This is a genomic window from Hymenobacter roseosalivarius DSM 11622 (genome assembly GCF_900176135.1).
Lineage (GTDB): Bacteria > Bacteroidota > Bacteroidia > Cytophagales > Hymenobacteraceae > Hymenobacter > Hymenobacter roseosalivarius.
Window position 1 is genome coordinate 1 of the sequence record NZ_FWWW01000026.1, and the last position, 11,741, is coordinate 11,741.

An 11,741-nucleotide genomic window follows, 5' to 3' on the forward strand; every position below is an offset into this window, starting at 1 on the left:
TATTTCTTACCGTAGAAATACGCCGGCACACCACGCACGCCAGGTTCCACGGTAAACAAGTTTCCACCCAGCGGAAACTGCTGTTGTTGCTCCCGCGTGAAGCCGTGGCGGGCCGTGGTGATGTAAAGAGTTTCCAGCCCGGGGCCGCCAAAGGCGCAAGAGGAAGTAAACGGCGCGGCCACCTCAATTACCTGGAGTAGCGCGCCGGTTTGGGGGTCGTAGCGGTGCACCGACCCGCCACACCAAAGCGCCACCCACAGTTTGCCCTCTGCGTCGATGGTCATGCCATCAGGGGAGGCCAGCCCTTCGGGGATGCGCACGATGACTTTCGGATTGGCAATGCTGCCGGTAGCGTCATCATAATCAAACGCCTGCACCGTGAGGGTGGGCGTGTCGATGTAATACATGGTGGCGTGGTCCAGGGACCAGGCAATACCGTTGGAATTGGTGATGTCGCGCAGCATCACGTGCAGGCTGCCATCGGGGTCAAAGCGGTAGAGTGTGCCGGCGTGGGGCTCTTGCTCTAGGTGAAACGTGCCCACCCAAAAACGGCCGGCGGGGTCGCATTTGCCGTCGTTGAAGCGCAGGTTGGGGTCGGTGAGGGGGTTAACCAGGAGCTTGAGGTGGCCGGTGCACAGGTCGAGCTCGTGAATGCCGGTTTGCAAGGCCAGCAGCACGTTGCCGTTGTACATCGGCACCACCGTGCCCACCCGCACGACCGTCGGAAAACAGATATCCTGCCGGGTAGCCGGGTCGAACACATGAAAGGCGTGGCCCTCAATGTCGACCCAATACAGCTGCTGGGTGTCGGGGTTCCACAGGGCCCCTTCGCCTAGGGCCGCTTGCGCATGCAGAATGGAGTGTGCTTCCATGTTACCGCGGCGTTATTGGGCGTGGGGCTGGTGGAGGGCGCTGTGGTTGAGCACTGCCAATTGCCCCCCCAGAGTGACTTCTACGGCCATTTTCGTCTCGATGGGGCATTTATCGGCGATGCCCAGCATGCGCAACGCGGCGCTGTAATGGTCTAGTAACACGGCCTCACCGGCCAGCATGATGCTGGCGGGCAAGTTGTTCAGCAAGTCCTGGCACTCGCTGCCAATCACCAGCCCGCTCAGGTAAAAATAATTTTCCTGCTTGCTGGCTTTCTTAAATAAGTCGTTGGTGCGCACCAAAAACGCATTGTGCAGCAGGTTGGCTCGCTGGCTGGCTTGCACCCCCTTTTCGAACCATTGCCGATTGTTTCCCTCCCCCAGGTGGCCGCCTTCTTCCACGGAGACGGCCAGAATGCTTTTCTTCGACAAAAGCGAAAAAAGCTCCCCCGTCATGTAGGTTTTGAACGACACGGCCCGGCCATCGCGCACCAGCACATGCTTGGCGTGCGTGCCGGGGTGCAGGAAAAGTTGCGCCGCCGCCGTGGTTTCAAAGCGGCAACCAACCAGTTGCACTTCCTCGCCGCGCATCACGTCGTCCTTACTTTTGATGCCCGAAACCAGCAGCACCGGGTGCTTGAAGTCGTTGGTAGGCTCAAGGATTTCAGTCGTCAAATCCGAGCCATCGGTGGCGAAGGGCAGCGGTTTATACGGCAGCTCCATCATGCCCACGGTAGAAGATGCCATCCCGGAAACCACCACTGGAACCTCATGAAGTGAGGTTTCAACGGCTTCTTCCAGCGTGTTCAGGTGTTTTTGAAGGATGGCCAGGTAAAAGCCCAGCCGCTGCTCTGGCGGCTGCTGAGCTTGCTGCCAGAGCTCCGCCGTCGCCGCGTTGCCTTCCTTGGAGCTGGCCTTGGCCAATACGTTCAGGCCCTCGCACTCCACCAGCCGCAGCCGGAAGGATGAGGTGCCCCAATCGCAGCTGAGGAAGGTAGTTTGTGGATTCATGGTTTTCAAGAAAATAAACTACCCTCCTCAGCCGAGGAGGGGATGTTCTAGCCAAGGAGGGGCGTTTCGGCCTACCACTCCGCCATACTACCATCGGCATTGCGCCAAATGGGATTGTGCCAGTTGTGGCCAATGGCGGCGCGGCTCAACAGGTATTCGTCATTTATCTCAATCCCCAGCCCCGGCCCCTCTGGAATTTTGCAGAAGCCGTTTTCATAGTCAAACACGGTTTTATCCACCAGGTAATCAAGCAGGTCGTTCTCGCGGTTGTAGTGAATGCCCAGGCTTTGCTCCTGAATGAAGGCGTTGTGGCAAGTGGCGTCCACTTGCAGGCAGGCGGCTAGCGCAATGGGGCCCAGCGGGCAGTGCGGGGCCGCGGCCACGTCGAAGGCTTCGGCCATGCCGATGATTTTCTTGCATTCGGTGATGCCGCCGGCGTGCGAAAGGTCGGGTTGGATGATGTCGACGTAGCCGTCGATGAGCAACTGCTTGAAGTCCCAGCGCGAAAACATCCGCTCGCCGGTGGCAATGGGAATCGAGCAGTGGTTAGCGATTTCGCGCAGGGCCTCGTTGTTTTGCGGCAGCACCGGCTCTTCGATGAACATAGGGCGGTAGGGCTCCAGCTCTTTGGCTAACACCTTCGCCATGGGCTTGTGCACCCGGCCGTGGAAGTCGATGCCGATGCCTAGGCCGGGTCCGCCGGCCTCGCGCACGGCCGCGATGCGCGCCAAGGCCAGGTCCACCTTTACGTAAGAATCGATGTACTCCATTTCGTCGGTGGCGTTCATCTTTACGGCCGTAAAGCCTTTCGCCACCATGTTGGCAGCGGCCAAGCCCACTTCGGTGGGCCGGTCGCCCCCAATCCAGGAGTACACGCGCATCACCTCCCGCGCCCGGCCGCCGAGTAGCTGGTGAATCGGCGCGTTGTGGTACTTGCCCTTGATGTCCCACAGCGCCTGGTCGATGCCGGCGATGGCCGACATCAGAATGGGACCGCCGCGATAGAAACCACCGCGGTACATTACCTGCCAATGGTCTTCGATGTTGAGCGGGTTTTTGCCGATGAGGTATTCCATCAGCTCTGCCACGGCAGCGGCCACGGTGGCCGCCTTGCCTTCAATTACGGGCTCGCCCCAGCCCACGAGGCCGGCGTCGGTTTCTATCTTGAGAAACAACCAGCGCGGCGGCACCTGAAAGAGCGTGAAGCGAGTAATTTTCATGGGTTGGAATTTAGGTGGTGTAGAGACGCGTATTCGCGTCTCTACACCACGGCTTGTACAAACTGCTGCGCTTTTTCCGTCAGTTGTCGCAGGTACTCATCCGTTACGGGCTGGCTGGTATCCACCAGGGCACTGCCCAGCCCGAAGGCCACGGCACCGGCTTTTTGAAATTCCTGGATAGTGTCGAGCGCCACGCCACCGGTGGGCATCAGCGGAATGAAGGGCAGCGGCCCGGCAATGTCCTTGAAATAAGTAGCGCCAATCGAAGCCGGAAAAACTTTGATGATGTCGCCGCCGTGCTCGTAGGCGGCCAGGATTTCGGTGGCCGTGAACGCACCCGGGATGCTCACGGCACCGTAGCGCTTGGTCATCCGGATGGTTTTCTTGTCGAGCGTGGGCGAGATGATGAATTTGGCGCCTGCCAGCAGGGCAGCGTGGGCGGTTTCCGCATCGAGCACGGTGCCGGCGCCTATCAGCATCCGGTCGCCCATGGCTTCGGTCAATTCCTGAATCGAGGCCAGAGCGCCGGGCGAGTTCAGGGTGATTTCCAGGGTCCGGATGCCGCCCTCGTGCAGGGCGTGGGCAATTTTCAGCAGGTCGGCGGGGTTGGCCCCGCGGATGATGGCAACCACCTTGCTTACGAGAATGTGGGACAGCGGCGTCATGGTCGGAAAGGAAAGGCGGGTAAAAGGAATTAGGCTCTCTGACAACGTAGAACCCCGAGGGCGGGTTAGGCCCACGCGTTGGCCTGCCGCCCAGTGCGCCGCACAACACGGCGCAGACGAAACCAGTATGCTAGATACAGTCGGCCTCTGCTGCCGGAAGGCCGTATATGTTGCATTTACACGCTAATTCCCTATGGGTCCTCAATTCCTTTTTGCAACCGGCATCGAAAACAGCAACCCCACTATCCAAAACGGCACCGTGCGCGTGGACGAAATGGAAAAATGCGGGCACTACCAGCATTGGCAGAAAGATTTTGACCTGGTGCAGGAGCTGGGCATCTGCTTTCTGCGCTACGGCCCGCCCATCCACACCACCTGGCTGGCCCCGGGCAAGTACGACTGGTCGTTTGCCGACCTCACGTTCCAGGACCTGCTGCGGCGCAACATTGCCCCCATCGTCGACCTGTGCCATTTCGGCGTGCCCGACTGGCTAGGCAACTTCCAGAACCCCGATTTCCCGGCTTTATTTGCTCAGTACGCCTACGACTTCGCCCAGCGTTTCCCGTGGGTGCAGCTCTACACGCCGGTGAACGAGATGTTCATCTGCGCGCAGTTTTCGGGTTACTACGGCTGGTGGAACGAACAGCTCAAAAGCGACCAAGGCTTCGTGACGGCCCTCAAGCACATCGTTAAAGCCAACGTGCTGGCGATGAGAGCCATTTTGAAAATTCGCGGAAACGCCATTTTTATTCAGAGCGAGTCGTCGGAGTATTTCCATGCCGAAAACCCGGCGGCCATCCGTCCGGCCGAGGTCATGAATGCCCGCCGCTTTCTCTCGCTCGATTTGAACTACGGTCTGCGCGTGAACTCGCAGATGTACGAGTACCTGCTCGACAATGGTATGACCCGCGACGAGTATCATTTCTTCCTGGGCAACAACCTCAAGCAGCATTGCATCATGGGCAATGACTACTACAAAACCAACGAGCACCGCGTTTCGGCCAACGGCCAGACCCGCGCGGCCGGCGAAATATTCGGCTACCACGTCATCACCACGCAGTACCACGACCGCTACCGCCTGCCCGTGATGCACACCGAAACCAACCTCTGGCAGGGACCCAACGGCGACGAAGCTGTGAACTGGCTATGGAAAGAATGGGCCAACGTGCTGCGCGTGCGCAACGACGGGGTGCCCATCGTCGGCTTCACCTGGTACTCCCTCACCGACCAGGTGGACTGGGACACCGCCCTGCGCGAAAACAACGGCAACGTGAACCCCCTGGGCCTCTACGACCTGGACCGCAACATCCGGCCCGTGGGCCAGGCCTACAAGCAGCTCATTGCCGACTGGGACCACGTGCTGCCCACCCACAGCGTGTGCCTGCAGGTGCCCATCGTGATGCCCGAGGAAAGCAACCGCCTCTGGGCCAAAGAGCAGGAGCAAGACATCAAAGAAGCCAGCGCTGACGAGTCGACCGCGCAGGCGAACGAAGCTTCCGCTCAATAACGTTTCAATTCCGTCCCACATGCAAGCCCGATTCAAGGATAAGGTTGTTATCATCACCGGCGGGGCCAGCGGTATTGGCCTGGCCAGCGCCCAGCGCCTGGCCCGCGAAGGCGCCCGCATCGTCCTGGCCGATTACAGCCAGGCCAACCTCGATGCGGCTGTGCCCCTGGTGCAGGCCGCCGGGGCTCCCGAGGTGTGGCCCAGCCTCTGCAACGTGGCCGTGGAAACGCAGGTAGCCGCCACCGTAGCGGGGACGCTCGAGCGCTTCGGCCGCCTCGATGTGGTGGTGAACAACGCGGGCATCATGCAATTCAAGGCCCTGGAAGAGCTGACCGGCGACGATTGGCTACGCATCCTGAACGTGGACTTGCTGGGGGCCTTCTACTTCACCAAGCAGGCCTTTCTGCACATGAAGCCGGGCGGCGCCATAGTGAACGTTTCCAGCATTCACGCCGTGGAAACCAGCCCGCTGGTGGCGCCCTACGCGGCAGCCAAAGCGGCCATGCTCTCCCTCACCCGCTCCTCCTCCCTGGAGGGCAAAGCCAAAGGCATTCGCACCAACGTCATCCTGCCCGGCGCCATCGACACACCCATGCTCTGGGAGAATCCCAATATCAAAAGCGGCGTCGAAATGCTGGATATAACAAACGTGGGCCGCCCCGAAGACGTGGCTGCCGTGATTGCCTACCTGGCTTCCGACGATGCCGCCTTTGTGCAAGGCGCGGAGGTGCGGGTAGACGGCGGGCGGCTGGATAAGCTGTAAGGCGGGAGGTCCGACACGGCGCTTGTATAACCGGAAAAAGCAGCCGAGCTGCCGACCATTAACCGGGCGCCGAGCGGCACGCCTTCGCGAAGCGCGGGGGTCGGTGGGCTCTCCAACAAAGAGGCCGCCACTGGCCTCAAAGAAGCCCTGATGCAAGGCATTGGCAAGGGCGCCGACCAAGCTTGGCCTTGGTTAACAGGTTGGTCCAGAAGTTAAGCGGCTTGCTCCCAAAGGTGGCACTCACGCTTCAAAATAGGGCATCCAGAGATCAGTAGGGTTGGTTTGTTCCGTGAAACGATCGTGGCTGTTGCAGAAGTCCACTACTTGCCTCAGCGGCCGCCACTACCGGCCAGGGTAGCGCAAAAAGTCGGCCCTGAGGAGGAGGTGTGCCCTGTTTCGCTGGTAGGCGTTGTCGGGTTTCGTGCTTGCGTAGGAGTTGTGCAACAGCCACGATCCTATACCTGTACCATTCGCTTAATCGTCTGGTACGGGGTAAATCGAGCCGAAAACAAGTCTGTTTAGTTCAGGTAACTTGTTCAGCCATTAACGTACAAACAACCCTGCCCGCGTGACGGGAAAACGGTGCTTTTACCTCCGTAGGTGGCCACCAGAACGCTCTAAATGCAGGGTTCCTACGGTGAAAACGCCCTGTCAGTGCCTATCGCTGTGTAAAAAGTGTCTGTTGACAAGCTCGCCACTTAACTTCTGGACCAACCTGTTAACCAAGGCCAGTTCTGCAACAGCCACGACCCTATAACTGTACCACTCTGTCGACCATATGGTACGGGGCACATCGGCTGAAAAACAGGCCAATCCAGGACAGAGAACTTGTTCAGCAATCAACGTACAGTTAACCCTGCCTACGTGATGGGAAACCGGTACGTTGACTTCGTAGACACTCCCTTTAATACTATAAGTTCTTGTTTATCAATACATAAAATCCTTGCTGGTTGCCTTCGGCAGTAGGGGGAGTAGGCCACCTGCACCAAAAAGCTGCTGCTAACAAGCCCGTCAATTAATCGTTGGACCAACCTTTTAACCAAGGCCGACCTGCTGGGCCAGATGGCTAAATGCATTTAGTCTGGCCCGGCTCAGGCCATGTAAAACTCCCAGGAAATGCGGTCGGGGTCTTTAAAGGCCACGTACTGCTTGGGCTCCACGGTATCGGTTTTGATGCCGGTGTTTTCTACCCCGGCAGCTTGCAAGGCCTCGGCCACGCGTCGCAGTTCGGCTTCATCGTCGCAGCGAATGGCGAGGTGGTCGAGGCCCACATTGAAAGGCGTGAACGTGCGGTTGGTGGGGTCGGCGGGCTGCGCCAGCTTGAAGCCGATATGCACGTCGCCCACCCGGTAGCCAATTAGGTCGGGTAGCTCGAAGGCGAGCGGGAAGCCAAGCAGGCCGCCGTAAAATGCTTTGGTGCGCTCAAAGTCGGTAACGCGCAGCGCTACGTGGCTGAGGCCGCTGGTTTTGGGGTGGATGGGCATGGCAAAGAAAAAAGGTACTGCTTCCTTCTACTGCCGCGCCCGCGTTTGGGTTGGCACATTGGCGCGGGCCTACGGTCAGACTAAACGCATTTAGCAGTCTGGCCTAGCAGGTCATCTGAGTGGCTGTCCCTCCAGCCCAAGCGCTTGCGCTTCACTCGCTACCTCCCTGCTCTTGGTGGCCGCTGTTTCAGGGGTTCTTCTTGCAAAAGGGCGAATTGAGGTGGTCTAATAAATCTGGACAGAATAGGGGGCTGTCTTTCATGACGATGGAAAAATACCACCCTATTCTGTCCAGATTTATTAGACCACCTCAAGAAATATACGTCCTTCTTCTGTCCGTCATTCTTAGACCACCTCACACGGGGCCATGAAGCTACAAGCCAAAGGCCGCCAGCCCGTTCGGATTGTCAGCCGCAAGGCTCGTCTTTTCAAAGATTTATCGGACTCATGAGCAATCTCCTGTTGCCCAGCGCCACGCTGGAAGAAAAGCAGCCCATCTACAAAGTGGAGTCGGGCTGCCTGATCAGCAAGAATGCCGACGTGACGGTAGCGTATCGGCTGGAGCTGCCCGAAATCTTCACCTTGTCGGTGAGTGACTATGAGGCCCTGCATTCGGTATTCGTGAAGGCCGTCCGGTTGCTGCCCAACCACACGGTCGTGCACAAGCAGGATTGGTTTGTCGAAGATAAATACATGCCGGGCTTTGACCAGGGGAAAGAGCTAACCATGCTCTCGCATGCCTACGAGCGGCACTTCAATGAACGGCCCTTTCTCCAGCATACCTGCTACTTGTTTCTGACGAAAACCGCCAGCAGCCGGGAAAACTGGAATAGCCTCTCGACCCTGCTTTCGCGGTCGAAGATCGTGCCCAAGGAGATGATGGAGGAGAAACTGCTGACCGCCTTTTTCAACGCCGTGAGCCAATTCGTGCGCCTGCTTAGTGACGCCGGCATTCGGTTTACCCAGCTCACCGATGAGGATCTGACGGGCACCGAAGAGAAAACCGGCCTGCTGGAAAAGTACCTCTCCCTGAACCTGGACGATGCCGCGCCCATGGTGGATCTGGATTTCAGCCAGGGCCTCAAAGTGGGCAGCAAGGTATGTCAGTGCTACTCGCTGGGCAACCTGGATGATTTGCCCTTGCATCTGGAAACGGATGTGAAGTACGATAAGCTCAGCACCGACCGCACGCACTTTGCTGTGGGCTTCGCCGCCCCGGTCGGCTTACTGCTGGGCTGCAATCACATCTACAATCAGTACCTCTTCGTGGATGATCATCAAAAGACGCTGAAGACCTTCGAAAAGAAGCGCGACAACCTCAACTCGCTCGCTTTGTATTCGCGCCAGAATGCCATCAACAAAGAGTTTTATGACCTGTACCTGAACCAGGCGGTGTCGGAGCAGAAACTTTCGGTGCGGGCCCATGCCAACTTGCTGGTGTGGACGGAGCAGGAAGGCGACCCCAAAGAACTGCGCGACCTGACCAGTTCGGCCATTGCCCAGATGAACTGCCGCGCGCGGGAAAACATGGTGGATATCGGCGCCTTGTTCTGGGCCGGCATTCCGGGCAATGCCGGCGACTTCCCCACCGAGGAAAGCTTTTACACCTTCGCTGAGCAGGCCTGCTGCTTATGGTCAGTGGAAACCAACTACCGCAGCTCCAGCTCGCCCTTCGGCATTAAGCTCTCGGACCGCATCTCGGGTAAGCCCGTGCACGTGGATCTGTCGGATGCCCCGATGAAAACGGGCCTCATCACTAACCGGAATAAATTTATTTTAGGGCCCTCCGGTAGTGGCAAGTCGTTCTTCACCAACGGGATGGTGCGCCAGTACCACGAGCAGGGCACGCATGTGCTGCTCGTCGATACGGGTAACAGCTACAAAGGGCTGTGTGAACTGAAGGGAGGGGTCTACTTCACCTACGAGGAAGATAACCCCATCAGCTTCAACCCCTTTTTTGTAGTCGGCCGGCCCGACGTAGAGAAGCGCGAAAGCCTCAAAACCCTGCTCGTGACGCTCTGGAAGCGAGAAGATGAGCGGGTGTCTCAATCTGAATACGTCTCGCTCTCGACCGCTCTGACGCAGTATTATGGGATGCTGGAGCAAACGCCGGCGCTGCGTGCCAGCTTCAACACCTTCTACGAATTTTTGCAGGGGCCTTTCAAAACGTACCTGGCGACGGAAAAGGTGCGCGACCAGGACTTTGACCTGCAGAACTTCCTCTACGTGCTGCGGCCTTTCTACCGCGGCGGCGAGTACGATTATCTGCTCAACTCGGCGAAAGACCTGAACCTGGTGCAGGAGTCGTTCATCGTCTTCGAGCTTGACAACATCAAGGACCACCCGATTCTGTTCCCGGTCGTTACCCTGATCATCATGGACACCTTCATTGCCAAGATGCGCACCCTCAAGGGCATCCGGAAGATGATTCTGATCGAGGAAGCTTGGAAAGCCATTGCTAAAGAGGGCATGGCCGAGTACATCAAGTACCTGTTCAAAACGGTGCGCAAGTTCTTCGGCGAAGCCATTGTCGTCACCCAGGAGGTCGATGATATTATCGGCAACCCGATTGTGAAGGATACGATTCTCAACAACTCGGACTGCAAGATTCTCCTCGATCAGAACAAGTTTCTCAACCGCTTCGAGGATATTCAGAAGCTGATGGGTCTGACCGACAAGGAAAAGGCCCAGGTGCTCAGCATTAACCTCGACAACCGGCCGGGCGCCAAGTACAAGGAGGTGTTCATCAGCCTCGGGGGCCGCGTCTCGAAAGTCTACGGGGTGGAAGTGTCGCTGGAGGAATACGTGACCTACACCACCGAGGAAACCGAGAAAATGCAGCTCTTCCAGAAGGTAGACGCCGGCATGGATATGACTTCGGCTATTCGCGCCTATGCCAGTGAGCTGCGCGAGGCGGGCTAAAACCGGAGGGAAGAAAAAAGTAACGTCACATTACAACCCACCCCCTATGAAAGCACCCACTTTATTTCTTCTGGCTAGCCTGCTGCTCGCCACCAGCTGCGGGCAAGATGCCGCTTCGAAAGAAGCCGAGGCCCGCGTCGTGGCGTCTATTCAGCAGACGCTGGGCAACACGAATACCAGCTACGTCAACGTCGTGCACAGTTGGTACCAAAGCGATGTGCCCAATCTGATCAAGCTCCATCCCAAAACCGAGAGCATCTATCAAACGCATGCGGCCATCCTGCAGGAGGTGGCGACCAACGAACCCAAGCTGGTGAAGCATGCTCTTGTGACAGCAGACCAGGCCAAGGGCATCCACAGCATGTATCAGAAGTTAGTCGACGAGAGTGCGGCTAATGTGCAGGAATTGTCGGCTCTGGCCACGAGCAAAACCAGCATGAGTGAGGCCGAACAGCTCAACTATGTAAACACTCTAGCTGCTAAACAAACCCATCAACTAGACCTGATACGCTACTACGGGAAAAAGACGGCCGGCACTCTGGCCAAAAAGGAGCGAGAGGAGACGACCAAGCGTCTCATGATGCAAGAGTTCGGACACGAATAATTCACGGCTTCTAAGCAGACTCACTACACACATTTCAGGGCATGAAAAAGCCGCAATTTATCCTGTGCATGGCCGCGCTTTGCCTGTTGGGCAAGCCCGCCGCGCACGCCCAGGCCGTGATTTCGGCGCCGGTTTTGGAGGGTACCAACTTCATTCAGACCGGCCTCCAGGCCACGCTCAAGGCGCTGAGCACCAAAGCCAATACGCTGGTCAACGCCGGCGTGGTGGAGCAGGTGCTGACCAAGGGCTTTACCGAGAAGAACATGCGGCTGGCTAAGAACTGGTACGATGGCTTGATGCAAGTCAGTCAGACCGTGCGCACCTATCGGCGGGTAGGGCACATCTTCGAGCGGCAGACCGCCATCATCACCATCTACTCGGACTACATCGGTCGGTTTAAGGCCGATCCGAACCTGACGCCGGGGCAAGTAGCGGGCATGGTGCGCGGCTACACGGTGCTGATTCAGGAGTCGGCCGGCTACTTGGATGAGCTGACCGCTATCGTCTCGCCCCTCAAATCCAAGATGACGGACGCCGAGCGCATGGAGTTGATCGACGCGCTCGACGACAAGGTGACCCACCAGTACGAGCTGGTGTCCTACTTCACCCGCCGCAACATAGCGATTGCGATGCAGCAGAATCAGGCAAAGAAGGATATGCAGACCCTCAAGCAACTCTACGGCCTGGCCAACTAGT

The 11,741-nt window shown here is 57.9% G+C and carries 10 protein-coding genes; 5 read left to right on the forward strand and 5 right to left on the reverse strand.

Going from position 1 to position 11,741, the window contains the following annotated elements; translation table 11 throughout:
* The 4 genes from B9A24_RS01170 to B9A24_RS01185 form a co-directional block, all read right to left on the reverse strand.
* Nucleotides 1-872, reverse strand: an 872-nt coding sequence (locus B9A24_RS01170; RefSeq protein WP_143434687.1) for an SMP-30/gluconolactonase/LRE family protein, incomplete at its 3' end; no start/stop codon positions are given.
* Nucleotides 873-884: 12 nt separating this feature from the next.
* Nucleotides 885-1,880, reverse strand: a complete 996-nt coding sequence (locus B9A24_RS01175) for a 2-dehydro-3-deoxygalactonokinase (RefSeq protein ID WP_084443303.1) — start codon at nt 1,878-1,880, stop codon at nt 885-887.
* A 71-nt stretch (nt 1,881-1,951) separates the two neighbouring features.
* A complete protein-coding gene (gene dgoD, locus B9A24_RS01180) occupies nt 1,952-3,133 on the reverse strand; it encodes a galactonate dehydratase (protein WP_262490574.1) in 1,182 nt (393 codons plus the stop codon).
* Nucleotides 3,134-3,141: 8 nt separating this feature from the next.
* Nucleotides 3,142-3,765, reverse strand: coding sequence for a bifunctional 4-hydroxy-2-oxoglutarate aldolase/2-dehydro-3-deoxy-phosphogluconate aldolase (locus B9A24_RS01185; RefSeq protein WP_084443305.1), 624 nt, complete (start codon nt 3,763-3,765; stop codon nt 3,142-3,144).
* A 193-nt stretch (nt 3,766-3,958) separates the two neighbouring features.
* Between B9A24_RS01185 and B9A24_RS01190 the strand changes: the two genes are divergently transcribed.
* Nucleotides 3,959-5,272 (forward strand): family 1 glycosylhydrolase, encoded by a 1,314-nt coding sequence (locus B9A24_RS01190; protein ID WP_084443306.1) that lies wholly within the window; start codon nt 3,959-3,961, stop codon nt 5,270-5,272.
* Between the two features lie 19 nt (nt 5,273-5,291).
* A complete protein-coding gene (locus B9A24_RS01195; RefSeq protein ID WP_084443307.1) occupies nt 5,292-6,035 on the forward strand; it encodes an SDR family NAD(P)-dependent oxidoreductase in 744 nt (247 codons plus the stop codon).
* A gap of 1,091 nt (nt 6,036-7,126) precedes the next feature.
* On the opposite strand, the gene B9A24_RS01200 is transcribed toward B9A24_RS01195, so the two are convergent.
* The gene (locus B9A24_RS01200; protein ID WP_084443308.1) at nt 7,127-7,519 is read right to left on the reverse strand and encodes a VOC family protein; all 393 of its coding nucleotides are present in this window, start codon (nt 7,517-7,519) and stop codon (nt 7,127-7,129) included.
* Between the two features lie 447 nt (nt 7,520-7,966).
* Between B9A24_RS01200 and B9A24_RS01205 the strand changes: the two genes are divergently transcribed.
* From B9A24_RS01205 to B9A24_RS01215, 3 genes are read left to right on the forward strand one after another with little or no spacing between them, the layout of a single operon-like run.
* On the forward strand, nt 7,967-10,441 hold the full coding sequence (locus tag B9A24_RS01205; protein WP_084443309.1) for a TraG family conjugative transposon ATPase: 2,475 nt from the start codon (nt 7,967-7,969) through the stop codon (nt 10,439-10,441).
* Nucleotides 10,442-10,487: 46 nt separating this feature from the next.
* The gene (locus tag B9A24_RS01210) at nt 10,488-11,045 is read left to right on the forward strand and encodes a hypothetical protein (RefSeq protein ID WP_084443310.1); all 558 of its coding nucleotides are present in this window, start codon (nt 10,488-10,490) and stop codon (nt 11,043-11,045) included.
* Between the two features lie 41 nt (nt 11,046-11,086).
* On the forward strand, nt 11,087-11,740 hold the full coding sequence (locus tag B9A24_RS01215; protein ID WP_084443311.1) for a hypothetical protein: 654 nt from the start codon (nt 11,087-11,089) through the stop codon (nt 11,738-11,740).
* Nucleotide 11,741: the final 1 nt, after the last annotated feature.

What these genes read in the sequence shown, in the direction of transcription:
- B9A24_RS01175 (WP_084443303.1), bottom strand. Translation starts at nt 1,880, where the DNA reads ATGAATCCACAAACTACCTTCCTCAGCTGCGATTGGGGCACCTCATCC.
- B9A24_RS01185 (WP_084443305.1), bottom strand. Translation starts at nt 3,765, where the DNA reads ATGACGCCGCTGTCCCACATTCTCGTAAGCAAGGTGGTTGCCATCATC.
- B9A24_RS01190 (WP_084443306.1), top strand. Translation starts at nt 3,959, where the DNA reads ATGGGTCCTCAATTCCTTTTTGCAACCGGCATCGAAAACAGCAACCCC.
- B9A24_RS01195 (WP_084443307.1), top strand. Translation starts at nt 5,292, where the DNA reads ATGCAAGCCCGATTCAAGGATAAGGTTGTTATCATCACCGGCGGGGCC.
- B9A24_RS01200 (WP_084443308.1), bottom strand. Translation starts at nt 7,519, where the DNA reads ATGCCCATCCACCCCAAAACCAGCGGCCTCAGCCACGTAGCGCTGCGC.
- B9A24_RS01205 (WP_084443309.1), top strand. Translation starts at nt 7,967, where the DNA reads ATGAGCAATCTCCTGTTGCCCAGCGCCACGCTGGAAGAAAAGCAGCCC.
- B9A24_RS01210 (WP_084443310.1), top strand. Translation starts at nt 10,488, where the DNA reads ATGAAAGCACCCACTTTATTTCTTCTGGCTAGCCTGCTGCTCGCCACC.
- B9A24_RS01215 (WP_084443311.1), top strand. Translation starts at nt 11,087, where the DNA reads ATGAAAAAGCCGCAATTTATCCTGTGCATGGCCGCGCTTTGCCTGTTG.